The organism is Klebsiella sp. JN_Kp121 (genome assembly GCF_040062145.1).
GTDB lineage: Bacteria > Pseudomonadota > Gammaproteobacteria > Enterobacterales > Enterobacteriaceae > Klebsiella > Klebsiella aerogenes.
In genome coordinates this window covers 113,438-138,630 of the sequence record NZ_JBEAHX010000004.1, presented here as the reverse complement: position 1 = coordinate 138,630, position 25,193 = coordinate 113,438, and the positions used below count along the sequence as shown (strand labels likewise).

The window sequence follows — 25,193 nt, the reverse complement described above, 5'->3', positions numbered from 1 at the left end:
TGCCTCCTTATTTCGCCGCGTCATCAGGGATGACGGCGATTACATCAATTTCCATTAGCCACTGCGGTTGCGCCAGCGCGGAAATTACCAGCCCGGTGGAGATCGGGAACACGCCTTTTAGCCACTTGCCTACCTCCTGATAGACCGGTTCGCGATAGCGCGGATCGATAATATAGGTGGTGGTTTTGACGATATGTGACAGATCGCTCCCCGCCTCTTCCAGAAGCTGTTTGACGTTTTTCATCGCCTGTTCCGCCTGCGCTCTAGGGTCGCCAAGGCCCACCAGATTGCCGGCAAAATCCGTCCCTACCTGGCCGCGAACATAGACGGTATTACCGGCGCGCACCGCCTGACATAAATCATTGTCCAGCGTCTGATTAGGGTAAGTCTCTTTGGTATTGAACATCCGAATACGAGTATGGGTCGGCATAATGGTTATCCTGTTCAGTAAGTCATGATTAACGCTGGCTGGCGTCTTTGTACTGGCTATATTTACGGCGGGTGGCGATATGGTCGGCGATATGCTTCGCGTCGTGCCAGACGCCCCAGATAAAGGTTGATCCCCGGCGCGATAACCACGGCAGGCCGAGGAAGTAGACACCCGGTTCGCTGGAGACGCCGCGCTGATGCTGAGGACGGCCCTGTTCGTTGAAAGCGTTGACGTTGAGCCAGCTGTAGTCCACCGCATAGCCGGTGGCCCAGATAATGGTGTTAATCCCCGCCTGCGCCAGATCGAGCGACAGGATCGGCGACGTCATGCAGTCCGGGTCCGCTAAGAATTGCCGTGCGGCGGGCTCTTCCGGTAAATCCAGGCCATTGGCGGCGATGTAAGCATCGGCGGCATCCAGCAGCGCCAGGTAGTTTTCATCGCCGAGGCGAATATTTTCGACGAGATTATTTTTAAAGGAGACGGTTCCCCCGGCGAAGGATTCGGTGAGACCAACCAGCGTGATACCGCGATGCGCCAGCTCGCGGAAATCAACCGTGTGGCCGCCGTGCGCGCCGCTAACCGCGATGGTAACGTGCTCTTTACCGGGTTCGCTGGCCGGGGCATCCCACAGGCCTAATACCCCCAGCCACCAGCAGAAGTCCCGGTTACGATAGGCGCGCGGCGGGCGGTCATGGGCGCCGACCGACAGATAAACCTTACGGCCCGCGCGCTGCAGTTCATCGGCGATTTGCACGCCGGACGAGCCCGCGCCCACCACCAGCACCGCGCCTTCCGGCAGTTGTTGCGGGTTGTAATATTTCGCCGAATGAATTTGATGGATGGCGCTGTCGCGCGGGGCGATCGGCGGAATAACCGGCTTCTGGAACGGCCCGGTCGCCGCGACAATATTCAGCGCTTCAATCACGCCGTCGGTAGTTTCAATGGTAAACCCCGGACGCCCGTGGTTACGCACCGCGCTTTTGACTTCCACGCCGGTACGCACCGGGAGATTAAATTCGCGCACATAATCAACAAAGTATTGCGCAACATCATCCTTGGCAATAAAGGCATCGGGGTCGCCGCCTTTAAACTCCATGCCCGGAAAACGGTCATGCCACGCCGGGCCGTTCGCCACCAGCGAATCCCAGCGGCCGGTACGCCAGGCTTCGGCAATGCGATTCTTTTCCACGACCAGATGCGAAATACCCTGTTTACTCAGGTGCTCGCTCATGGCGATACCGGCCTGCCCCCCGCCAACAACCAGCGTCTCAATTTGTATTTTTTCTACGGTCATATATGTGTCCTTCGGATGATGTTCTGCTCATCACCGAGGTTAATAAACCGTTATACACAGGTAAATTATTATAAATTTAGTACCTGAGAATAAAATAATGATGCAGCGGTCTCTACCTGCCTTCAGGCCATTTCCGCCACGCGAATACGCGGTATTTATTTTTCAGGCACGAGATTTTGAAAGGAAAAATAACCATGACTTCGAGGCTCATAAAAATATTGTCAGAGCTTCGTTTTTTTATAGGCAATAAAACGCAGAAAATATTACATGAATATATTTACCCGCGCTAATCGCGGGTAAATTTGCTCATTCAGGCGACTTTCACTTCTTGCTGCGGCGGGCTTAATACCGCGTTGCGGCAATACTCCATAAACAGTTTGGTGGGTTTAGTCGGTTCACTACTGCGCAGGTGCGCCATCACCAGCGCGGAATTCGCCATTTCATCCTGAATCTCCACACAGCGTACCTGCTGGCCGTCATAGGTCATGTCGTTCACCGGGCGCGTCACCAGCACCGAGAAGCCCAGCCCCTGGCCGACCATGCAGCGCACCATCTCAATCGACGGTGAACTGTAGGCCACCTGCGGGTTGTAGCCCTTATCTTTGAAAATGCTGATGAAGTAGTTTTTGCTTGGCACCACATCCAACAGGATCATTGGCAGATTGCTCAGCTCGGACAGCCGTACGGCGTGCCGCTGGGCCAGTGGATGGTCCGCCGGTAACAACGCATAGGGTTTCTGCGGCGCGTTGAGGCTCTCGGTATAAATCGAGGTATCCAGTTCGAGGTCGTAGAGAAAAGCCAGGTCAAAACGCCCGCGGTGCAGACCGTGAGCAATCTCGTGCTGCTCGCCGTCGTAAATTTTAATGGTGATTTCGGGATAAATTTTCTTAAACCCGGCCATCAATGACGGCATATACAGCGGCGCGGCGGTCTCAAAACAACCGATGGAAATAATTCCGGAGACCAGCTCATTATCGGCCTTCGAGTTTTGTTCAAATTGATAAGAGAGCCGCAGCAGTTCTTTGGCTTTTTCATAAAAACGCTGCCCGCTCGGGGTCATTGATACCCCCTGGGCATGGTGGCGAATAAAAAACTGCTGCTCAAACATATCTTCCAGCGTCTTCACGGCGATGGAAATTGACGGCTGCGCGATATGCAGCTGGCGTGAGGCTTCAGCAATACTTTCCGCCTCGACGACGGCAACAAAGTATTTGAGCTGTTTCAGGGTGAAATGGGGCATGTGATACCTTATTTTTTTATCATCAAGGAGGCAGGCTGATTAGCTTTAAACGATGAATACCCTGACCTGCAACCCTCTGCCGTGAAAAAGATCAACAATCCGACAGCGATCAGATTTTTACAGAAAATTAACAGATATCTGGCGAAAAAATTGCGAGCGCCGGAGGATAGTACTTCGGCCAGTATAAGCAGGATGAGAAAAAACAAGGCATATAACTACCTTATATTACAACGTATTAATCGTGCTGCCGCTCATGAAAACAGGCTGATGAACTCGATCGTTTCACCGTTATTCATTTCCCCTTAAGTAGTATTTATATTCTCAATGCCTTAATTTGAGAATATTTAATATCGCCAAAAGCACGCAGGCTCCGGGGTTGTAGAAAACTGACCGCAAATAAAAACTCTTTGCATTACAGCCTATTGAAAAATTGCACCTCCCCGATTTTTGAACGCCATCACAACGCCCGACCTCCCGCCCTGGATCACAGAAAATAGCCAATCCTGGCTAACAACGATTTTTATAGAGGTTGCCTAGATTTTTAGTCCTTTCTCGCCGCATTGGCCTCCTGCATCATGAACTCAAAGAAACAAATAAATAACAATTACGCAACATGCGAAGGAGAGGGTTCATGTCTGATAGAAACTTTTGGCAGCGCAAGCTGCAGGAGCAGCGCTTTATCAGCCACGCCATTATCGATGGTCAACCGTACGTCGCGAAAAGCCGTAAAACCTGTCCCGCCATTAACCCAGCCAGCAATACGCTGCTGGCGGAAGTCACCTCGCTGCAGACAGAAGATATCGATATTGCCGTCGCCTCCGCGCGCCGCGCGTTTACTTCCGGCGTCTGGTCTGGGCTGGCGCCGCAGGAGCGTAAACGCGCGCTGCTGCGTCTCTCGGCGCTGATCCTTCAGCATCGCGAAGAGCTGGCGCTGCTGGAGAGCGTCAGCATGGGGAAACCGGTCAACGATGCGCTGAACATTGATGTCCCCGGCGCCGCGCACATCCTCAGCTGGTATGCCGAAAGCGTAGATAAACTCTACGATGAAGTGGCTCCCGCCAGGCCCGGCGCGCTGGCGACCATTACCCGCCAGCCCATCGGCGTGGTTGCCGCCATCGTGCCGTGGAATTTCCCGCTCGACCTCGCCTCCTGGAAGTTGGGTCCGGCGCTGGCCGCCGGCAATAGCGTAATCCTCAAGCCCTCGGAAAACTCGCCGTTTAGCGCCCTGCGTCTGGGCGAACTGGCGCTGGAGGCCGGTATTCCGCCAGGCGTGCTTAACGTGGTGACCGGACTGGGAACCGAAACCGGAAGCGCGCTGGGACTGCATCACGATATCGATGTCATCGCCTTCACCGGCTCAACCGCCGTCGGCAAAGCCTTTATGGCCTATTCGGCCCAGTCCAACCTGAAACAGGTATGGCTGGAGTGCGGCGGCAAGAGCGCCAATATCATCTTCGCCGACTGCCAGGATCTCGACCTGGCCGCTGAAAAAGCAGCTTTTGGTATCTGTTTTAATCAGGGCGAAGTCTGCTCGGCAAACTCCCGCCTGTTGGTTGAGCGCCCGATTTACGCGGCCTTCATTGCCAAACTACAGGAAAAAATGCAGGCCTGGGCTCCGGCGCATCCGCTCGAACCGCAAAGCCGCATGGGGGCTATGGTCAGCGCCGCCCATGCCGAAAAAGTGATGGCGGCTATCCGCCGCGCGCAAGACGAGGGAGCAACGCTGCTTACCGGCGGCCGTACGGTGGAAATAGACGGCGTCGCCAACTACGTTCAGCCGACGCTACTGACCGACGTGAACGAAGAGATGGCGCTGTGGAAAGAGGAAATTTTTGGCCCGGTGCTGGCGGTTTGCGCCTTCGATAGCGAGCAGGAGGCGGTCCATCTGGCGAATAACCATATCTATGCGCTGGCCGCCTCGCTGTGGACCGACAATCTGCACCGCGCCCATCGCGTCGCCGCGCAGCTGACCGCCGGAACGATCTCGGTAAATACCGTCGATGCGCTGGACGTCACCGTTCCCTTTGGCGGCAACAAACAGTCGGGCTTTGGCCGCGATCTGTCGCTGCACGCCTTTGATAAATTCACCAGCCTCAAAACCACCTGGTTTCAGTTTCAGCAGACAGGAGAGACGAAATGACTAATCCAAGCAATCAGAACCGTTCGACGTCCGATTACCAACATTCAGATGCGGCTCACCATATTCATGCCTTCCTGGATCAAAAAGCGCTGAACGCCGAAGGGGCGCGCGTCATGGTACGCGGCGAAGGACTTTACCTGTGGGACAACGACGGGAATAAATACCTCGATGGAATGTCCGGCCTGTGGTGTACCCAGTTGGGCTACAGCCGCCAGGATCTGGCGGACGCCGCCGCGGCGCAGTTTGCCAAACTGCCCTATTACAATATGTTCTTCCACACGACCCACCCGGCGGTGATTGAGCTTTCCGAGCTACTGTTCAGCCTACTGCCGCCGCACTACAGCCACGCTATCTACACCAACTCCGGTTCGGAATCGAATGAAGTGCTGATTCGCACCGTTCGCCGTTACTGGCAGATCCTCGGTAAGCCGGAGAAAAAGGTGATGATTGGCCGCTGGAACGGCTATCACGGCTCCACGCTGGCGGCAAGCGGGCTCGGCGGCATGAAGTTCATGCATGAAATGGGCGGGGTGATCCCGGACGTGGCCCATATCGATGAACCCTACTGGTTTATGCACGGCGGCGACCTGACGCCGCAGGAGTTCGGCCTGCGCTGCGCCCGCCAACTGGAAGAGAAAATCCTTGAGCTGGGCGCGGAAAACGTCGCCGGCTTTATCGCCGAGCCGTTCCAGGGCGCGGGCGGTATGATCTTCCCGCCGGAAAGCTACTGGCCGGAGATCCAACGTATCTGCCGGCAATATGACGTGCTGCTGTGCGCCGATGAGGTGATTGGCGGCTTTGGCCGTACCGGTGAATGGTTTGCGCATCAGTACTTTGGCTTTGAACCGGATACGCTGTCGATTGCCAAGGGGCTAACCTCCGGTTACGTACCGATGGGCGGCCTGGTGCTGAGCAAGCGCATGGCCGACGTGCTGGTGGAAAAAGGCGGCGTTTTCCCACACGGCCTGACCTATTCCGGCCACCCGGTGGCGGCCGCGGTGGCGATTGCCAACCTGAAAGCCTTGCGCGATGAAAACCACGTCACCCGAGTTCGCACCGATAGCGGCCCCTATCTGCAAAAAACGCTGCGTGAAGTGTTTGAAAATCATCCGCTTATTGGCGAGGTGCAGGGAGCCGGGCTGGTGGCCGCCCTGCAGTTTGCTGAAGATAAAGCCACTCGCAAACGCTTTGCCAACGAGAACGAACTGGCCTGGCGCTGTCGCACCATCGGCTTTGAGGAAGGCGTGATTATCCGCTCGACGCTGGGGCGCATGATCATGGCGCCGGCGCTGATAGCTGGACATAGCGAACTCGATGAACTGGTTGAAAAAACCAAACGCGCCGTGGACCGCACCGCGAAAGAGATTGGCCTGCTATAAATACTATTTAATATCGTTTACATTATTAACCCGCCGCGCGCGGGTTAATTTTTTATATACCCTAAATAATTCGAGTTGCAGGAAGGCGGCGACGCAGGGAATCCCCAGGAGCTTACTCCAGTAAGTGACTGGGGTGCGCGAGGACAAATTCGTCAGGAACGAATTTGAACGCTGTTTACAGCGCCCGTAAGGGCGAGGCCCAAGGATGGGCCGAGTTATTGCCAACGCACATGCAACTTGAAGTATGACGGGTATAGCGTAAATAATTAAAACGCCTTACAGGCAAATGCAAAATTAAATATATCGGTGATATTAGCGATGAATATCGTCGTGTACAGTAGTTGGTTGTATTTTATTTTTTAATTGTGAATTTTTTATGCTTATTAAATATCTCCCGGTATGTGCGCTGTGTATCGGTCTGCTGCCAGGCGCGCTCTTTGCCCAGACGGGGGAAGTTAAAACCAACGCCGAGAAATCGGCGGATGACCCGACTAAAGTGACCACCAAAGTCGGCGTGACGTGGTCAGATAACTACGATCTGGACGACAGCAATCTCGCATTTTCCGGCTCGCTGGCCTTTGACGAAGCGCGGAAACTCAATGTGCGTATTAATAGCGACGCCACGGAATGGCGCGTCGGCGGTTCATGGCTATTTCCCATTGGTATTTTTAACTTTAACTTTGGGAAAAATGTTTATCCCGATGACTCCTCACAAACCAACTATTCTATCGGTACGTTCCTGCCGCTGAGTTATTTTGGCTTTGAACCAGCAGGCTTCCAAATATTCCCGATGGCCGGTTATACCTATAATACCGGCGACCATATGGCCTGTAATAAGGATCAACTTAGCGCCTGTTCGCAGTCGGGTTTTAACGGCATGCCGTCGCCGGAAAACGGTTTTGAATCGACGAATATCTCCGGCAGCAGCGGTTATCTCGGCGCCTTTGTTCTGAAACCTTTGAGCGCCGATCTACGCCTGTTAGGTTTCGCCGGTGGATCGTATGGCTCGAAAAACGACGATGGCGATAACTATAAAGGTTATTTCGCCGGGGTCGGCGTGGGATATAACCTGACCGAGCATAACTCGGTGAAATTTATGACCTACGTGCAGGATAACAACACCTATCTCGATGAAGCCGAAAAGCGCTTCCTGTTCTCCTGGCAGTATCAGATTTAAGACGGTGAGCGGGGTCATCTGGCCTCCGCTTCTGCATACGCTCCCACTCTGGTTACGATTGCGCGAAGACAGACTTTCTGGTGATGTGTAAAGTAGCAAAAAAATGTTGATCTGATACGAACAAGCTTTTATTTTGCCTGCTAGTTTTCAAACTGAGATGAAACTGATGCCTACTATTATCGCCAGTAGTATGAAAGAAGCTAAAGAACTCGTTAACGCCAGAAAATACCGGGAAATCGTCCTGAATTTCGATGTTGACGCTGATGATTTTTTTACCCTTGCAACGGCTCAGCGTGACACTAAAATCACCATTGCAAACAAAAATAGCCACTCACCGGTTACATTAGAAAAATAATAAAACCCCTGAGGAAATTTTTATGTTGTTGTTTATTGGCACTATTGCTGTCGCTTTTCTCTCTTCCCTGATGCTTATCTGGCTTGACGATCGCATCGCCGAGTAGGAGTAACCCCTCCCCCGATTAAAAGCTCTCCGCACCGGTCATCGGTGCGGAGACAAAAGATTACAGCGATTTCGCCAGACGTTCGACGGCGGTCAGCAGACCGGCTTCAGAAACGGTCGAATAGGAAAGACGCAGGGTGCGGGTATCCGGATTATCGTTGTAGAACGCTTCACCAGGTACGTAAACCACGCCGTTTTCCAGCGTCTTTTTCAGCCACGCCATGGTATCGAACGGATAGCGGAAACGGGCCCACAGGAACATTCCCCCTTCCGGGCGGCTAAACTCAAGATGCTCGCCAAGACGGCTTTCCAGCGCATCAGCCAGCGCCACGCACTTCTTACGGTAGTCTTCGCGGATCAGGGCGATCTGATCGTTCAGGCGATTCATTCCCAGATACTCAGCGGTGATAACCTGAGAGAGCATATTGGTATGCAGATCCGCCGCCTGCTTCACGATCACCGCCTGGTGCGCCAGCCATTCCGGCATCACGATCCAGCCAATACGCATTCCCGGCGCGAGGATCTTGGAGAACGTGGAGGTGTACACCACCCGATCTTCACAGCCTTGTTCGATCGCATGTTGATACAGCGGACGACGCACTTTATCGGTGAAGCTGATTTCGCCGTAGGGATCGTCTTCGATGATCACAAAATCATGTTGCTTCGCTAAGGCTACCAGCCGCTGGCGACGATCGTCGCTGAGGGTTTTACCGCCAGGGTTACCAAACGTCGGCACCAGATAGACCGCTTTAACCTTAGTGGTCTCCAGCAGATCGGCCAGTTGTTCAACCAGCATGCCGTTATCGTCGGTATCGACGCTCAGGATGTTCGCCTGCGCCAGCTGGAATACCTGCAGCGCGGCAAGGTAGGTCGGGCGTTCAACGACGACCGCATCGCCCGGATCGAGCAGCGTGCGGGCGACAATATCCAGCGATTGCTGCGAGCCGGAGGTGATGTACACCTGGCTTGCCGAGCAGGCCACGCCGCGCGACTGGCAGATTTCGCTCACCGCCTGACGCAGCGGCGGATAACCTTCGGTAAGGCCGTACTGGAACGCATCATTAAAACGTTCGCTCATCACCTTTTGCACCGCGAGGTTGAGACCTTCGGTATCAAACAGTTCCGGAGCCGGAATACCACCGCCAAGCGAAATAACGCCGGGCAGTTTACTGTGTTTGAGAAGTTCGCGGACGGCGGAGGGCTTAAGTTCACCCGCGCGGGCGGCGAGGCGCCGATCGTGCATATGCTTTTCCTTTTCTGTCTTGTTGTTGTGTTAGTTGTACGTTGAAGCTTTGCAGGTGCCGGGCTGCGATGCTAGCCGCTGCCCGGTTTGCGGCCGCTACTCGTCGTCTTTTAGCACGACTAACGGCTCAATATCGCTCTCTTTCTTCACCACCAGCGAATCATCGCCGCGCAGGCAGGTTCCGCCATAGTTACCGCCCACCGTAAAAGTGCACACCTGGATGTACTTGCCGTCAACCTTCGGCAGACACCACAACTGCTGGTAAATATTTTTGCGATCGACAAATTGCCCGCTGGTCTGATCCAATACCTCATCGTGCGGGCTTATCAGATCGATGTTATTACCGCAGCGCCCGGAGATCGGTTTGACCGCATAACCGGTTTTCGCCAGCTCGTCATTGACCACAAAATCGGTATCCAGCAGATAGCGATGATGCGGGAACAGCGACCACAGCACCGGCAGAATCGCCTTGTTGCCGGGGATAACCGTCCACAGCGGTTCGAATACCAATACTTCAGGGCGCAGCAGGACGTCAATCAGGCGCACCTCATTTTGCGGATGACCGGTACGAATCGGCACCGCCGCATACTCATCGGCGCTGACTTCCCGCACCTGCTCGATGGCGGTTTCCCACGCCCAGGTCTTCCACACGCAGTTAACCAGGCGGCCATCGCCATCGATAAGCTGTCCGGCGGCATCCCAGCGCAGCTCATCAAGGCCAAAGAGAATTTTGCTCTCAAAGCCCGCCTCGGTTAGCGAACGCTGAATAAACTGGGCATGGTAGTTCTCTTCAAGATCCTTATCCTGCATGATGTGCACGAACGGCCGCGCGCGGCTGTGCTTCCACGCCCCCGCCAGCTCCTCAAGCAGATTTTCCGCCGGATTATGGCCGGTACCGCGATAGCCCTGTTTCAGCCACTGTTCGAGGATCAATCCGCCTTCCGTATGGCAAGAGGCAGAGTCGGCGTTGTATTCGTACACCTTCAGCCCGCGCTCATCCATGCAGAAATCCATGCGCCCGGTAATCATATGATGACGGCGGCGTTGCCACGAGAGGCGCAGACGAGGCCAGAGAATTTTCGGAATATCGAACAGCGCCAGCAGGTTGTCATCCTTCATCACCTTATCAGTGGCGTGCAGATACATCAGGTGCAGTTCGTTGGTCGCTTTAATCAGCTCCTGTTCGGCGCTCTCGCTGATGGTGAAGTACTGGTAAGGATCCTGATTGATGAAATGACCGTTGGCTTCAACATAGGCCTTTTGCAGCGCGTCTTTCTCATTGAGCCAGTTACCACGGAACTGGCCTTTATTCGGCAGCCGCGCGCCGCTGATTTTCATCTCCTCGCCGGGCAGCACCGGCTGCGGCAGGCTGTGCTCGGTATCGGCGGTCTGGATCATCCAGCCTAAAATTTCGGTATCGGCAAAGGTATCTTTGATGGTGTAGACGCCGTCTTTCACTTCCAGCGTCAGCTCGCGGGTCCACTGCTGGCCCTGCGGCAGCGGCGCGTGGATGACGTTCTGCTCGGCGATACGGACCTTATTCCCCACCAGTTGCGTAATCACCGCCACGTGGCCGGTATGTTTAAACTCGCCGCCCTTCTGCCAGATTAGCAGCGAACCGGCGATCGGCGGACGACGCGAGCCGTTGGCGAAGGCCTGCAGGGAAAGAATGTTGTCATTCACCACTTCGCGCAGAAAGCGCAGCGAGAAGATTTCATAAGCCATACCGACATCGGTAAAAACAAAGCCGTAGGTGAGGAATAAAAAGCGTCGCGCGAACTCTACGCACTGCCATTTATGCCCCATATACTCGTTGCCGATATAGCTGCGGAAAGCGGCGTCATCCGGATAATCTTGTGGATTTAAGCTACTGTAATTCGAAGAATAAATTGCCACGCCGCCCGGCGCGTAGCCTAAAAGCGTGCCGAAAGGGGCGTCAATACTGGTCGATCCTTTACTCATTTAGCCTGACCTCAAATTAATGCAGCCCGGGCAGTTGGCGGAACAAAACTCCCTCTTCTTATCCTGCCGCAGGCACTTACCAGACAGAGGTGAAATGATGATACCACTCATTCGATTCGCTAAACGTGCCCTTATAGAAAATAACCCGGCGTCCATTGGCAGAAGTGATATTGTTAGCCAACACATAACAAAAAAACATCACTACATCAGGAGTCGACAATGAGCTCACCTTCGCATCTCAATGCCCAGCCGCTGGTCTGGGGACACGGACCGCGGACTTTTGAAGTATTCCTCGAACCAACCTGTCCGTTTTCCGTTCGCGCCTTCAATAAACTCGATGAATTGCTGGATGAAGTGGGCGCCGAGAACGTCACGATTAAGATTCGCCTGCAGTCCCAGCCGTGGCATCTGTTTTCCGGGGTGATAGTGCGCTGCGTGCTGGCCGCCTCCACCCTGCCGCACGGCAGAGAGCAGGCGCACAAAGTCCTGCAGGCGGTCGCCGATCATCGTGAAGAGTTTGAATTCACCGACCACTGCAGCGGGCCGAACATGAATACCACCCCGCAGCAAATTATCGAACGCCTTGAACGCTACAGCCACGTGTCGCTGGCGGCGGCGTTTGCCCGTCCGGAGCTGCAAAACGAGATCAAATGGCACAGTAAATACGCCCGCCAGAACGGCATTCATGTGTCGCCGACGTTTATGGTCAATGGCCTGGTGCAGCCCGATCTCGGCAGCGGCGATGACGTCAGCGTGTGGGCCGCGCGGATTATGGCCTGAGATTAGCTGCTAGACTTTTTGTACACCTTACCAAAGAGGCAGGTCAGTATGTCCGACAATCACTACCAACCACCGAAAGTATGGGAATGGAAACAGAATAACGGCGGCGCATTCGCCAATATCAACCGTCCGGTTTCCGGCGCGACGCACGAGAAAGTGCTGCCCGTTGGCAATCATCCGCTGCAGCTCTATTCGCTGGGCACGCCGAACGGGCAGAAAGTGACGATCATGCTGGAAGAGCTGCTGGCGCTGGGCGTCGCAGGCGCTGAGTATGACGCCTGGCTGATTCGTATCGGCGAAGGCGATCAGTTTTCCAGCGGCTTTGTGGAAGTTAACCCGAACTCGAAGATCCCGGCGCTGAGCGACCACTCCACTACTCCGCCGACCCGGGTATTTGAATCCGGCAGCATCCTGCTCTATCTGGCGGAAAAATTTGGTTTCTTCCTGCCGAAAGACCCAGCCGGACGCACCGAAACGCTAAACTGGTTGTTCTGGCTACAGGGCGCAGCGCCGTTCCTCGGCGGCGGCTTTGGCCACTTCTATAACTATGCGCCGGTAAAAATCGAGTACGCCATCGACCGCTTTACCATGGAAGCGAAACGTCAGCTCGACGTGCTGGATAAGCAGCTGGCGCGTGGCCGCTTTGTGGCGGGGGAAGAGTACACTATCGCCGATATGGCGATCTGGCCGTGGTACGGCAACGTGGTGCTGGGCAACGTCTATAACGCCGCGGAATTCCTCGATGCCGGCAGCTACGTTAACGTGCTGCGCTGGGCGCAGGACGTGGGCAATCGCCCGGCGGTGAAGCGCGGACGGATGGTTAACCGCACCAATGGCCCGCTCGACGAGCAGTTGCACGAGCGCCATGACGCCCGCGATTTCGACACGCAGACCGAAGACAAACGTCAGGCGTAATGCCTTTACCCGGCGGCGCAAAGCTGCCGGGTAAGTTGTCACATCAGTGCTTTACCTTGGTCAGGCGATCGAGATAGCCCATCACAAAGGCTGAAAGCACAAAGGTGAGATGGATAATGACGTACCACATCAGCTTATTATCCGGCACGTTCTTCGCATCCATAAACACCCGCAGCAGGTGAATGGAAGAGATAGCCACAATCGACGCCGCCACCTTGTTTTTCAGCGATGTCGCATCCATTTTGCCAAGCCAGTTGAGCTTCTCTTTGCCTTCGTTAATATCCAGCGTCGAAACGAAGTTTTCATAACCGGAAAACATCACCATCACCAGCAGCCCGCCCACCAGCGTCATATCGACCAGCGAAAGCAGCGTCAGAATCAGATCCGACTCGCTGACGCTGAAGATATGCGGCAGGATGTGGAATATCTCCTGAAAAAATTTTATCGATAGCGCGATAAGCCCCAGCGAGAGGCCGAAATAAACCGGCGCCAGCAGCCAGCGCGAAGCATAAATAGCGTTTTCCAGAAAGCGTTCCATAAGGTCCTGTCAGTTTGTAAAAATGGCCGCCATTATATCGCAGCTGGCCCATATCAAAACGATGCGCAGGCGGCGGGGAAATAAAAAAGGCCAACGCAGTGTTGGCCTTTCGGGAGATATCCTGGGAAAAATTACTTCGCTTTGACGGTCTCTTCGCCCACCAGACCAATCTTCAGATATCCGGCCTGATGCAGCGTATCCATCACTTTCATCATCGTCTCGTAGTCGACGGTTTTGTCAGCGCGGAAGAAGACGGTGGTGTCTTTCTTGCCCTGAGTCAGCGCATCCAGCGAGGCAATCACGCTCTCTTCAGTCACCGGATCGTTGCCGAGGAACATCGATTTGTCGGCTTTCACCGACAGATAAATCGGTTTTTCCGGACGCGGCTGCGGCTGGCTGGATGAAGCAGGCAGATTGACTTTGACGTCCACGGTGGCCAGCGGCGCCGCCACCATGAAGATAATCAACAGCACCAACATGACGTCGATAAATGGCGTCACGTTAATGTCGTGCATTTCGCCGTTATCATCGAGGTTTTCGTTAAAATGCATCGCCATAGCGGATCAACCTACCCGTAATTTCTGCGCCGGACGCAGCGGCTGAGAACCACTGGCGTTCAGGTCGAGATCGCGACTTTGCAGCAGCATAATCTGCGCGGCCACGTCGCCAAGAGACGCTTTGTAACTGGCAATCATGCGGGCGAAGACGTTATAGATAACCACCGCCGGAATCGCGGCAAACAGGCCAATCGCCGTTGCCAGCAGCGCTTCTGCGATACCCGGCGCGACAACCGCGAGGTTAGTCGTCTGCGTTTGCGCGATACCGATAAAGCTGTTCATGATGCCCCAGACGGTACCGAACAGACCGACGAACGGGGAAATAGCGCCGATAGTCGCCAGATAACCGTTACCGCGGCCCATATAGCGGCCAACCTGCGCCACACGACGCTCAAGGCGGAAACCGGTACGTTCTTTAATACCTTCGTTATCATCCACGCCTGCCGACAGTTCCAGCTCATTATTGGCTTCGTTAATCAACTGAGTGGTCAGGCTTTTAGCATGGAATCCATTCGCGATAGTGTTAGCCTGATCGAGAGAACGCGCTTCGCTGAGCTGCTGCTGCTCACGCTTGAGGCGACGCTTGCTGGACAACATTTCGGCGCCCTTGCCGAAGAAGATAGCCCAGGTGACTACCGAAGCCAGAATCAAGCCAATCATCACAACCTTAACGACAATATCGGCGTGATGATACATACCCCAAACGGAGAGATCCGCCTGCATCAAATTATTACCCACACTGTTTCTCCAGGACATCAATCACAAAAACTGAGCATAATAATATCAAAACGGCATCGAATTGATAGTGGTTCTCATTAGTATTTACACTGTGCAGCAAATCACGTTTATTTTCTTTGCGCTTACGCAGTAAAAAAGCGGCTGACGCCGGTTTCGGGAAAATTTTTGCCTGTATCGTTTACGACCCGGTACACAAACCGGGATTCATGGTAGTTTAGACGTCCAGACGTATAAAAACAGGTTTGCAGAACATGGCTGATAAACATCTTGATACCGCGCTGGTCAACGCCGGGCGCCGCAAAAAATATACTCAGGGTTCGGTGAATAGCGTCATCCAGCGCGCCTCATCGCTGGTGTTCGATACCGTCGAGGCTAAAAAACACGCCACCCGTAACCGCGCCAAAGGCGAGCTGTTTTATGGCCGCCGCGGCACGCTGACCCACTTTTCGCTGCAGGAAGCCATGTGCGAACTGGAAGGCGGCGCCGGCTGCGCCCTCTTCCCCTGCGGCGCGGCCGCGGTCGCCAACACGATTCTGGCCTTCGTCGAACAGGGCGACCACGTGTTAATGACCAACACCGCCTATGAACCCAGCCAGGACTTCTGCACTAAGATCCTCGCAAAGCTCGGGGTGACCACCGGCTGGTTCGATCCGCTCATCGGCGCGGATATCGCCAATCTGATTCAACCCAATACCAAAGTGGTGTTCCTCGAATCCCCCGGCTCGATCACCATGGAAGTGCATGATGTGCCGGCCATCGTCGCCGCCGTGCGCCGCGTCGCGCCGGAAGCTATTATCATGATCGATAACACCTGGGCGGCAGGGGTGCTGTTTAAAGCGCTCGATTTTGGTATCGATATCTCTATCCAGGCGGCAACGAAATATTTAATTGGCCACTCCGACGGAATGATCGGCACCGCAGTGGCCAACGCCCGCTGTTGGGAGCAACTGTGTGAAAACGCCTATCTAATGGGCCAGATGGTCGATGCCGACACCGCCTATATGACCAGCCGCGGTTTACGCACGCTTGGCGTCCGCCTGCGCCAACATCACGAAAGCAGTCTGCGCGTCGCCGAATGGCTGGCGCAGCACCCACAGGTGGCGCGGGTCAATCATCCGGCGCTGCCGGGCAGTAAGGGCCACGAATTCTGGAAGCGCGACTTCAGCGGCAGCAGCGGTCTGTTCTCTTTCGTTCTCAATAAGCGCCTCACCGACGCCGAGCTGGCAGCCTATCTGGACAACTTCAGTCTGTTCAGCATGGCCTACTCATGGGGGGGGTTCGAATCGCTGATCCTCGCCAACCAGCCGGAACATATCGCGGCCATCCGCCCCGAGGCGGAAGTGGATTTCAGCGGTACCCTTATTCGACTGCACATAGGTTTAGAAAATGTTGACGATCTGCTGGCGGATTTAGCGGCAGGCTTCGCGCGTATCGTGTAAAGTGACAGGAAGTGGCAACAAAAGCGGACGCTTTCAGAAAAGCGGCCGCTTTTGTTGCGCCCGAGATCAAGGTGCTCGGGCCGCTTCAGGAGTACACTAGTCGAAAAACGGTACCACTTAGGAAAGTCCATGGTTGTCATTCAAGAGATTGTCGCCGCGCTGTGGCAACATGATTTTGCCGCATTGGCAAACCCTCACGTTGTGGGTTTTGTATATCTGGTCATGTTCGCGACCCTGTTTCTGGAAAACGGGCTGCTGCCGGCTTCGTTTTTACCGGGCGATAGCCTGTTGCTGCTCGCCGGCGCGCTAATCGCTAAAGGCGTCATGGATTTTGTCCCCACTCTCGCCATCCTAACCGCCGCCGCCAGCCTCGGCTGCTGGCTGAGCTATTTACAGGGGCGCTGGCTGGGTAATACCAATATGGTGAAAGGCTGGCTGTCGCATCTGCCGCACAAATATCACCAGCGCGCCACCAACATGTTTGATAAACACGGCCTGCTGGCGCTGCTGGCCGGGCGCTTTTTGGCGTTTGTCCGCACTCTGCTGCCAACCATGGCGGGCATTTCCGGCCTGCCGAATCGTCGTTTCCAGTTCTTTAACTGGCTAAGCGGCCTGCTGTGGGTTGGCGTCGTCACCGGTCTTGGCTATGCGCTGAGCATGATCCCGTTCGTGAAAAACCACGAAGACCAGGTCATGACCTGCCTGATGGTGCTGCCGATCGCCCTGCTGGTGACTGGCCTCGTTGGTACGGTTATCGTCGTTATCAAGAAGAAATACTGCAGCGCCTGATTCACTCGCCCCGGATGGCCTCAAAATCCCCGGTAGCGCTACCGTTTACCGGGGCTACAGGCGCCGCATCCTTATCAAATCCCCTGCATCGTGCGAATACGCGCGGCATCTTCACCCGGCGTAATACCGAAATAGCGTTTAAACTCGCGGCTAAACTGCGAGGCGCTTTCGTAGCCGACGCGCATCGCCGCCGCACTGGCTTTCATGCCGTCATGGATCATCAGCATTCTGGCCTTATGCAGACGATAGGTCTTCAAATACTGCAGCGGCGAGGTGCTGGTGACCGATTTAAAGTTATGGTGAAACGCCGAGACGCTCATATTCGCTTCCGCCGCCAGCTGGTCGACGCTGAGGTTTTCGGTGTACTGGCTTTCAATACGCTTTAAAACGCGGCTAATCAGGCTAAAGTGCGTCTGTCGGCTGACCAGCGCCAGCAGCGCGCCGCCGCAGGGGCCAATCAGGACGTGATAAAGGATCTCGCGGATAATCTGTTTGCCGAGAATGCGCGCGTCCAGCGGTCGCTCCATCACGTCTAACAGGCGTTCCGCCGCGCAGAGGATCTCTTCCGATAACACCGCCGAGTTGATCCCGCTGGAGGCGACCGACGGCTGAAAAAGCTCATCTTCGCCGATATCCATCAGCAGCTCCTGCAACTGCAAAATATCGACATTCAGCCGCATTCCCGCCAGCGGCACTTCCGGAGTCGCGAAGGTTTCGCATTCGAACGGTAGCGGGACGGTTAACAGTAAGTATTCGTTGGTGTCATAACGGAAGGTTCGTTCATTGATATAGCCAATTTTATGGCCGGAAAAGAGAAAAACGATCCCCGGCTGGTACATCACCGGCGTACGGGTGCCCGGCTGCGTCCCGTACAGCAGACGGATATCCGGCAGCAGTTCACTTAGCATTTCTTGCTTATCTTTCAGATTGTTAACTTTATCTGTTAATAGCTGGCATATCTCGGCACGGTTCATTTTCGCTGCTTCTCCGACGACTTTTCTACAAGCTTATTGTGCGTAGTTTCCTTCTTTTTCTCCAGCCCAATGGAGAAATGGGCAAGACAATGGCAGGAATGTGCATTGAGAGGAAACGGTCGCAGGAACACAATAGCCGCCATCGGGTAGAGAGTCGTCCTTTCTGCCGGGAGTTTCATCTTTATGAGGGCACCAGCCATGAATAACTTCAATTTACATACCCCAACCCGCATTCTGTTCGGCAAAGGCGCCATCGCCGAGCTGCGCGAACAAATCCCAGCCGGCGCTCGCGTGCTGGTGACTTACGGCGGCGGTAGCGTGAAGAAAACCGGCGTACTGGACCAGGTACTGAGCGCGCTGGCTGGCTTTGACGTGCTGGAATTCGGCGGGATTGAGCCAAACCCGTCTTACGAAACGCTGATGAACGCGGTAAAACTCGCCCGCGAAGAGAACGTGACCTTCCTGCTGGCGGTTGGCGGCGGTTCGGTGCTCGATGGCACCAAATTTATCGCCGCGGCCGCGCACTATGACGCGAATATCGATCCGTGGGAAATTCTGGAAACCTACGGCAGCAAGATTACCCGCGCTATTCCGATGGGCTCAGTATTGACCCTGCCGGCGACCGGTTCCGAATCAAATAAAGGCGCGGTTATCTCGCGTAAAACCACCGGCGATAAACGCGCGTTTATGTCCGAACACGTTCAGCCGGTCTTTGCGATCCTCGATCCTGTTTATACCTACACCCTGCCGCCACGCCAGGTCGCTAACGGCGTCGTTGACGCTTTCGTCCATACCGTTGAGCAGTACGTGACCTACCCGGTTGATGGTAAAATTCAGGACCGTTTCGCCGAGGGCATTCTGCTAACGCTGGTGGAAGATGGCCCGAAAGCGCTGCAGGAGCCGGAGAACTACAACGTGCGCGCCAACATTATGTGGGCGGCGACGCAGGCATTGAACGGCCTCATTGGCGCAGGCGTCCCTCAGGACTGGGCGACGCATATGCTCGGCCACGAACTGACGGCGATGCACGGCCTGGATCACGCTCAGACGCTGGCTATCGTGCTGCCGGCGCTGTGGAATGAAAAACGCGATACCAAGCGCGCTAAGCTGCTGCAGTACGCCGAGCGCGTGTGGAATATTACCGAAGGTTCCGAAGAGCAACGTATCGATGCAGCTATCGCCGCAACCCGGAGTTTCTTCGAGCAGATGGGCGTGCCGACACGCCTTTCCGATTACGGTCTCGACGGTAGCTCCATCCCGGCGCTGCTGGCGAAACTGGAAGAGCACGGCATGACTAAGCTTGGCGAAAATCAGGATATCACTCTGGACGTCAGCCGCCGTATTTACGAGGCTGCCCGCTAAGTTCTCCCCACCTGATTCACCTCTCCTTACGTTAAACAAACGCCGGGGAGAGGTGTTTTTACTACCGTTTTTAGCTATTTCGTCCAGACTTAATGCTACCCCTCGGCGGATTTTTCACGCTGAGTTCATTAACAGGAGGAAGGCATGACACATCCAACCGTTATAAAACTACACGACGGCAACCTGATGCCGCAGTTGGGTCTCGGCGTGTGGAAAGCAGGCAACGAGGAAGTCGTCTCCGCCATTCATAAGGCGCTGGAAGTCGGTTATCGTTCTTTTGACACCGCCGCCGCGTACCAAAATGAGGCTGGCGTCGGCAACGCGTTAAGCAGCGCGGGCGTCAATCGCGATGAGCTCTTCATCACTACCAAACTGTGGAACGACGATCAAAAACGGCCGCATGAAGCGCTAAAAGAGAGCCTGAGCAAGCTGAAACTGGACTATGTGGATCTCTATTTAATTCACTGGCCGGTGCCAGCGATAGGCCATTACGTCGAAGCCTGGCAGGCGCTGATCGAATTGCAGCAGCAAGGGCTGGCAAAAAGCATTGGGGTATGTAATTTCCAGGTGCCACATCTGCAAAAGCTGATTGATGAAACCGGCGTCGCTCCGGTGATTAACCAGATTGAGCTGCACCCGTTAATGCAGCAGCGTCAACTGCATGCATGGAACGCCACCCACAAAATCCAGACCGAATCCTGGAGCCCATTAGCGCAGGGCGGCAAAGGGGTCTTCGATCAGAAAATTATTCACCATCTGGCGGATAAATACGGCAAAACGCCAGCGCAAATCGTCATTCGCTGGCATCTCGACAGCGGACTGGTGGTGATCCCGAAATCCGTCACGCCATCGCGTATTGCGGAAAACTTTGACGTCTGGGACTTCCGTCTCGACAAAGACGAACTCAGTGAAATCGCTAAGCTGGACCAGGGCAAACGTCTCGGCCCCGACCCGGATCAGTTCGGCGGTTAATCTCCCACCCGATAACATATTTCCGGCGGCGGCGTCATTGCTGCGGCCGGAATTTTGCATCGCACATGATATTGCGCGCCGTCTAACTCGTGGGCATTACCCATTCGCGAGGTGAGCAGATAGGCATATTCCCCATGCGGGGTTGTAAAATGCAATTCCGCGCGATGCATCCAGTCGATAGGGCCAATCGGCAGATAGAACGCCCATTTATGCGCTTTATTAAAACTGAATCGCCCATCGCTATCAGACAACGTATCCGCGCTGTCGCCGCTGCCGGTTAGCGTAATTTTCGCCCCGGCGATCGGTTTGCCGGCGTTATCCAGCAGTTGCCCGTTAACTTCAGGTTGAGACTGATAGCGGGTCACGCAGCCTTGTAATAAGCAAAGCGAGATCAGTAATGTGAGTAAATACGGCTTTTGCATCCTTTCCTCCCTTATGCCAAAAGCACAACCGCCAGACATTCTTTCTACGGAGCGCTCAGATAGATCAAATGAATATCCTCAGGCTCCAGAGCAAACAGCTCCGGGTCGGGCTCATCAATTAAACGACAGCCCTGTGAGAGATAAAAATCAACGGTGCTTTTGTTGGGGATGGACGAAATATACAGGCCTGATGCGCCCAGAGCAGGAAGCTGCTGCAGCGCATAGTCAAACAGACGTCGCCCCCATCCCTGGCCGCGCTGCGCCGCGCCCACATAAAAGAATAACAGTTGGCGCAGATCGCCCTTTTCACCCCTTGGCAAAGTATCCATCGCCGCCGCGGCAATAATTTTATTCTGCTCGGAAAAGGCGAAAAATATACCGCCGCGATCGTAGCAGGCCTCGTGAATAGGCGTATAAACCTGGCGATCGTGAGGATCCCAACCTCGCACATCATAATACTGCGGGTACGCCTGGAGTTGGCCATTATCGAGCTTATAAAGGGTGTCGATAATTTCGCTGCGGTCTATCTCCCACAACCTATCCAGCTGCTGTCGTGACAGGATTACCGGCGTCATTATCGTTCTCTCTCCTTATGTGACAGGCTTTCCCCCGGCGATCGGAACCGCCGGGGAAGCGGCTTAGCGGGACGCCGTCTTCGGCTTGATACGCTTTTTCGCCCCCGAGGCGGCTGGCGTCTGGCGCTGATGCGCAACTGGCGTATGCTTCGTCAGCGCCGGGCGGGTATGGCGATTCTGGCGACGCGCTTCGCGCATCTCGTCCAGCGTCGGCGCCGGTACCAGGCAGTCACGGCGTGAACCAATCAGATGCTTCTTACCCATCGCTTCCAGCGCCTGACGGATCAGCGGCCAGTTTGCCGGATCGTGATAGCGCAGCAGCGCTTTATGCAGACGGCGCTGTTTGTCGCCCTTCGGCACCACCACGTCTTCGCTCTTATAGCCGATTTTACCCAGCGGGTTCTTGCCGGTGTAATACATGGTGGTTGAGTTCGCCAGCGGCGACGGATAGAAGTTCTGTACCTGGTCGAGACGGAAGCGATGACGCTTCAGCCACAGCGCCAGGTTCACCATATCTTCATCGCGCGTCCCTGGGTGGGCGGAAATAAAGTACGGGATCAGGTACTGTTCTTTACCCGCCTGCTTCGAATAGGTATCAAACAATTCTTTAAAGCGGTCATAGCTGCCCATGCCCGGCTTCATCATCTTCGACAGCGGCCCCTCTTCGGTATGCTCCGGAGCGATCTTCAGATAGCCACCGACGTGGTGGGTCGCCAGTTCTTTGATATAGCGTGGATCCTCTACGGCGATGTCGTAACGCACACCCGATGCGATAAGGATTTTCTTAATGCCTTTCAGGTCACGAGCGCGGCGGTACAGATTAATCGTCGGCTCATGGTTGGTGTCCATGTGCGGGCAGATATCCGGGTAGACGCAGGAGAGACGACGGCAGGTCTGCTCGGCGCGCGGGGATTTGCAGCGCAGCATATACATATTGGCGGTTGGGCCGCCAAGATCGGAAATAATGCCGGTAAAGCCGGGGACCGTGTCGCGAATCGCTTCGATTTCATTAATGATCGAATCTTCGGAGCGGCTCTGGATGATGCGCCCTTCGTGTTCGGTGATCGAGCAGAAAGAACAGCCGCCGAAACAGCCGCGCATAATGTTAATGGAGAAGCGAATCATCTCGTAGGCCGGAATACGCGCATCGCCATAAGAAGGATGCGGCACACGCTTGTACGGTAACGCAAAGACGCTGTCCATCTCTTCAGTCGACAGCGGGATCGCCGGCGGGTTAACCCAGATATAACGCTCGCCGTGCTTTTGCATCAGCGCGCGGGCGCAGCCGGGGTTGGTTTCATGGTGCAGAATGCGCGACGCGTGGGCATAGAGCACTTTGTCGCCTTTGACCTTCTCGAAGGATGGCAGCAACACGTAGGTTTTTTCCCACGGTTTTGGCCGCGGCGGTTGCACGACAACGGCTTTGGCCTCGGCTTTTTTCGGGGGCACGGGTTTGTTATCGGCGCACGGTAGGTCTTCACCGTACGGATGCGGAATCGGGTCGATTTTGCCCGGCGTATCCAGACGCGTGGAATCAACGCCGCTCCAGCCCGGCAGCGCTTCTTTTACCATGATCGCGGTATTACGCACATCGCGAATATCACCGATGGCCTCGCCCATCGCCAGACGATGCGCCACTTCTACCAGCGGGCGCTCGCCATTGCCGAACATCAGCATATCGGCTTTCGAATCCACCAGCACCGAGCGGCGTACGGTATCGGACCAATAATCGTAGTGCGCGGTACGGCGCAGGCTGGCTTCAATACCGCCGAGGATCACCGGCACGTCTTTCCACGCCTCTTTACAGCGCTGGGTATAAACCAGCGTCGCGCGGTCCGGGCGCTTACCCGCGACGTTGCCGGCAGTATAGGCGTCGTCATGACGCAGCTTACGGTCGGCGGTATAACGGTTGATCATTGAGTCCATATTGCCCGCAGTGACGCCGAAGAACAGATTCGGCTTACCCAGGCGCATGAAGTCTTCTTTGCTGTTCCAGTCCGGCTGGGAGATGATCCCTACGCGGAATCCCTGCGCTTCCAGCATACGGCCGCAGATAGCCATGCCGAAACTTGGATGGTCGACGTAGGCGTCGCCGGTCACCAGAATAATGTCGCAGCTATCCCAGCCAAGTTGATCCATCTCTTCACGCGACATCGGTAAAAATGGCGCAGGGCCAAAACAGGCAGCCCAGTATTGCGGCCAGGAAAATAGGTCACGATCCGGTTGGATCAGGGATATTGCGCTCATATTGCTTCCGGGGAAAATGATAAAAAAATAACCAAAAGGGCGTGGATTATAAGCCGGAATGATAGTGGAAATGAAGGAGGATTTTCTCAAACCCTGACCGGGTTGCGGCCAGGGTTGCGGATATTACGGCGCCGGATTCACCAGGATCTGGCCAATCGAGCCGCGGTCGGCGAGCTCCAGCGTCTGGCTCAGGTACTGGAACGGGAAGTGCGGCCAGGAAGGCTGGTTATAATACACCAGCAGTTCTACCTGCCCGTCGATCCATACGGTATCTTTCCAGCCTCGGTCTTCCGGGAACGGCATCGTTCCATTAACGTTACGGATCTGGAACATCACGCCTTCAATATGGAACGACTGCGGGCGGTCGGCGCGCACGGTCCAGCGCTCCCACGTTCCCTGCTGAGCGGTGATATCAATGCGCTGCGGATCCCACAGTTGGCCATTGATGCCTGGGTCGTCGCCAAGAGTAATATCACGGCTGCGCAGCGGCGTACCGGAGAGCAGCTCGGTCGGCAGCAGGCGTACCGGCAGGCTATCGGTAACCAGCGGCAGCAGCCCGGTCGGACGCAGCGTCAGCACCAGCGTGGAGATCAAAATGCTCGACGGCTCGAAGAAACCGCGGATACGGTCGACAATGCTCGCCGCTTCACCGCAGGTAATCGACACTTCATCGCCGTTGGTCATATCGACCAGAATTTCACGCCGCTCGCCGGGGGCCAGCGACAATTGCTTAAGTGAGACCGGCGCCGGCAGGAAGCCCTGATCGCCTGAGATAACGTGCAGCAGACGACCATCGCTCATCTGCAACTGATAGCGGCGCGAGTTAGATGCGTTCAGCAGACGCAGTCGTACCCAGCCGCGAGAGACTTCGACATAGGGCCCCTGCGCGCCGTTGACCAACAGGGTATCACCAACGAAACCACCGCTGCCCGGTTCGCTATATTCCGGAGTGCCGAAGTTATCCAGCCGCTTATCCTGAATAATCACCGGGAAGTCATCAACGCCGTAGTGGTTCGGGATCGGCAGGTTTTTGCTGACCTCGTCTTCTACCAGCCACATTCCCGCCAGGCCGTTGTAAACCTGTTTCGCCATCCGGTTCGGGGTATTCGCCTGATACCACAAAGTGGCCGCACTCTGGCGAATCGGCAATACCGGTGCCCAATCCGCATTCGGCGACATCATGCGCGCCGCGCCGCCAATCAGCGGCCCCGGCACCTGCAGGCCGCGAATCGTCATGGCAACATTTTCGGTCAGGCGGTTACTGTAGATAAGTTTGACGTCATCACCATTCCAGACGCGGATGGTCGGCCCCAGGTAGCGGCCATTGATGCCCCATACCGGCGCGCGCGTTCCCTGGGTGAATGACCAGTGAGAACGTTGCAGGGTCATAAACAGCGGTTGACCGCGACGGGATTCCAGCAGAGGCGGAATGGGGAGCACCGGCTGCTGGCCGGCGGCATGAGCCTTCAGCGGCGCGGCGCCCGCGCACAGCGCTACACCTGAAGCCTTAATAAACTGACGCCGACTGAGTGACATATTAACTCCATGAAATACTGACAA

At 55.2% G+C, this 25,193-nt stretch carries 23 protein-coding genes and 1 pseudogene; 10 read left to right on the top strand and 14 right to left on the bottom strand.

Translation table 11 applies throughout. The features are described from left to right. Window positions 1-7: 7 nt before the first annotated feature. The 3 genes from ABLU86_RS08835 to ABLU86_RS08825 all read right to left on the bottom strand — a co-directional run bounded on the left by ABLU86_RS08835 (window position 8) and on the right by ABLU86_RS08825 (window position 2,964). Window positions 8-430 carry a RidA family protein gene (locus ABLU86_RS08835; protein ID WP_015369686.1) on the bottom strand — a complete coding sequence of 141 codons (423 nt, stop codon included), beginning with the start codon at window positions 428-430 and terminating at the stop codon, window positions 8-10. Between the two features lie 28 nt (window positions 431-458). Further along, window positions 459-1,724, bottom strand: coding sequence for an NAD(P)/FAD-dependent oxidoreductase (locus tag ABLU86_RS08830; protein WP_015703482.1), 1,266 nt, complete (start codon window positions 1,722-1,724; stop codon window positions 459-461). Window positions 1,725-2,034: 310 nt separating this feature from the next. After that, entirely contained in the window at window positions 2,035-2,964 is a 930-nt protein-coding gene (locus ABLU86_RS08825) for a LysR substrate-binding domain-containing protein (protein ID WP_015703484.1), read from the bottom strand. A gap of 631 nt (window positions 2,965-3,595) precedes the next feature. Between ABLU86_RS08825 and ABLU86_RS08820 the strand changes: the two genes are divergently transcribed. The 4 genes from ABLU86_RS08820 (at window position 3,596) to ABLU86_RS08805 (ending at window position 8,015) form a co-directional block, all read left to right on the top strand. Next, window positions 3,596-5,104, top strand: a complete 1,509-nt coding sequence (locus tag ABLU86_RS08820; RefSeq protein ID WP_015369681.1) for an aldehyde dehydrogenase — start codon at window positions 3,596-3,598, stop codon at window positions 5,102-5,104. Continuing rightward, entirely contained in the window at window positions 5,101-6,483 is a 1,383-nt protein-coding gene (locus tag ABLU86_RS08815; RefSeq protein ID WP_015369680.1) for an aspartate aminotransferase family protein, read from the top strand. Before ABLU86_RS08820 ends, ABLU86_RS08815 begins: the two co-directional genes overlap by 4 nt. Window positions 6,484-6,859: 376 nt before the next feature. Continuing rightward, window positions 6,860-7,660: a hypothetical protein gene (locus tag ABLU86_RS08810; RefSeq protein ID WP_348796162.1), complete on the top strand. Its 801-nt coding sequence runs from the start codon at window positions 6,860-6,862 to the stop codon at window positions 7,658-7,660. 166 nt (window positions 7,661-7,826) lie between these two features. Further along, window positions 7,827-8,015: a hypothetical protein gene (locus ABLU86_RS08805; protein ID WP_015369678.1), complete on the top strand. Its 189-nt coding sequence runs from the start codon at window positions 7,827-7,829 to the stop codon at window positions 8,013-8,015. Between the two features lie 166 nt (window positions 8,016-8,181). On the opposite strand, the gene ABLU86_RS08800 is transcribed toward ABLU86_RS08805, so the two are convergent. The 3 genes from ABLU86_RS08800 to ABLU86_RS08790 form a co-directional block, all read right to left on the bottom strand. Continuing rightward, the gene (locus ABLU86_RS08800; RefSeq protein WP_015369677.1) at window positions 8,182-9,363 is read right to left on the bottom strand and encodes a PLP-dependent aminotransferase family protein; all 1,182 of its coding nucleotides are present in this window, start codon (window positions 9,361-9,363) and stop codon (window positions 8,182-8,184) included. A gap of 96 nt (window positions 9,364-9,459) precedes the next feature. Continuing rightward, entirely contained in the window at window positions 9,460-11,325 is a 1,866-nt protein-coding gene (gss, locus tag ABLU86_RS08795; protein WP_348796161.1) for a bifunctional glutathionylspermidine amidase/synthase, read from the bottom strand. Window positions 11,326-11,401: 76 nt separating this feature from the next. Then, window positions 11,402-11,524 (bottom strand): hypothetical protein, encoded by a 123-nt coding sequence (locus ABLU86_RS08790; protein WP_015369675.1) that lies wholly within the window; start codon window positions 11,522-11,524, stop codon window positions 11,402-11,404. 20 nt (window positions 11,525-11,544) lie between these two features. On the opposite strand from ABLU86_RS08790, the gene ABLU86_RS08785 reads away from it, so the two are divergent. Further along, window positions 11,545-12,105, top strand: a complete 561-nt coding sequence (locus ABLU86_RS08785) for a thioredoxin domain-containing protein (RefSeq protein WP_015369674.1) — start codon at window positions 11,545-11,547, stop codon at window positions 12,103-12,105. A 48-nt stretch (window positions 12,106-12,153) separates the two neighbouring features. Beyond that, the gene (gene yghU, locus ABLU86_RS08780) at window positions 12,154-13,020 is read left to right on the top strand and encodes a glutathione-dependent disulfide-bond oxidoreductase (RefSeq protein WP_020077919.1); all 867 of its coding nucleotides are present in this window, start codon (window positions 12,154-12,156) and stop codon (window positions 13,018-13,020) included. Window positions 13,021-13,063: 43 nt separating this feature from the next. On the opposite strand, the gene ABLU86_RS08775 is transcribed toward yghU, so the two are convergent. The 3 genes from ABLU86_RS08775 to exbB form a co-directional block, all read right to left on the bottom strand. Beyond that, window positions 13,064-13,558, bottom strand: coding sequence for a TIGR00645 family protein (locus ABLU86_RS08775; protein ID WP_015369672.1), 495 nt, complete (start codon window positions 13,556-13,558; stop codon window positions 13,064-13,066). 131 nt (window positions 13,559-13,689) lie between these two features. Beyond that, window positions 13,690-14,115 carry a TonB system transport protein ExbD gene (gene exbD / locus ABLU86_RS08770; RefSeq protein ID WP_015369671.1) on the bottom strand — a complete coding sequence of 142 codons (426 nt, stop codon included), beginning with the start codon at window positions 14,113-14,115 and terminating at the stop codon, window positions 13,690-13,692. Between the two features lie 6 nt (window positions 14,116-14,121). Continuing rightward, the gene (gene exbB, locus ABLU86_RS08765) at window positions 14,122-14,853 is read right to left on the bottom strand and encodes a tol-pal system-associated acyl-CoA thioesterase (RefSeq protein WP_015369670.1); all 732 of its coding nucleotides are present in this window, start codon (window positions 14,851-14,853) and stop codon (window positions 14,122-14,124) included. A gap of 251 nt (window positions 14,854-15,104) precedes the next feature. Here exbB and metC point away from each other — a divergent pair, with 251 nt between their 5' ends. Together metC and yghB are read left to right on the top strand one after the other, a co-directional pair. Further along, window positions 15,105-16,292, top strand: coding sequence for a cystathionine beta-lyase (metC, locus tag ABLU86_RS08760; RefSeq protein WP_015369668.1), 1,188 nt, complete (start codon window positions 15,105-15,107; stop codon window positions 16,290-16,292). A 129-nt stretch (window positions 16,293-16,421) separates the two neighbouring features. After that, window positions 16,422-17,081: a DedA family general envelope maintenance protein YghB gene (yghB, locus tag ABLU86_RS08755; RefSeq protein ID WP_015369667.1), complete on the top strand. Its 660-nt coding sequence runs from the start codon at window positions 16,422-16,424 to the stop codon at window positions 17,079-17,081. A 74-nt stretch (window positions 17,082-17,155) separates the two neighbouring features. Here yghB and ABLU86_RS08750 read toward each other — a convergent pair whose 3' ends face one another. Then, on the bottom strand, window positions 17,156-18,055 hold the full coding sequence (locus tag ABLU86_RS08750) for an AraC family transcriptional regulator (RefSeq protein WP_015369666.1): 900 nt from the start codon (window positions 18,053-18,055) through the stop codon (window positions 17,156-17,158). A gap of 198 nt (window positions 18,056-18,253) precedes the next feature. Between ABLU86_RS08750 and yqhD the strand changes: the two genes are divergently transcribed. Next, a complete protein-coding gene (yqhD, locus tag ABLU86_RS08745; protein WP_015369665.1) occupies window positions 18,254-19,417 on the top strand; it encodes an alcohol dehydrogenase in 1,164 nt (387 codons plus the stop codon). 144 nt (window positions 19,418-19,561) lie between these two features. Then, entirely contained in the window at window positions 19,562-20,389 is an 828-nt protein-coding gene (gene dkgA, locus ABLU86_RS08740; RefSeq protein WP_015369664.1) for a 2,5-didehydrogluconate reductase DkgA, read from the top strand. Here dkgA and ABLU86_RS08735 read toward each other — a convergent pair. The 4 genes and pseudogenes from ABLU86_RS08735 to ftsP all read right to left on the bottom strand — a co-directional run bounded on the left by ABLU86_RS08735 (window position 20,386) and on the right by ftsP (window position 25,169). After that, window positions 20,386-20,811, bottom strand: a complete 426-nt coding sequence (locus ABLU86_RS08735; RefSeq protein ID WP_052673297.1) for a carboxypeptidase-like regulatory domain-containing protein — start codon at window positions 20,809-20,811, stop codon at window positions 20,386-20,388. The genes dkgA and ABLU86_RS08735 overlap by 4 nt on opposite strands. Window positions 20,812-20,855: 44 nt before the next feature. Continuing rightward, window positions 20,856-21,386, bottom strand: coding sequence for a GNAT family N-acetyltransferase (locus ABLU86_RS08730; protein WP_108684035.1), 531 nt, complete (start codon window positions 21,384-21,386; stop codon window positions 20,856-20,858). Further along, a pseudogene (locus tag ABLU86_RS08725) lies at window positions 21,386-23,723 on the bottom strand (YgiQ family radical SAM protein). Before ABLU86_RS08725 ends, ABLU86_RS08730 begins: the two are co-directional and overlap by 1 nt. A 33-nt stretch (window positions 23,724-23,756) precedes the next feature. Next, complete coding sequence (ftsP, locus tag ABLU86_RS08720; protein ID WP_015369661.1) at window positions 23,757-25,169, bottom strand: cell division protein FtsP; 1,413 nt, start codon at window positions 25,167-25,169, stop codon at window positions 23,757-23,759. Between the last annotated feature and the right edge of the window lie 24 nt (window positions 25,170-25,193).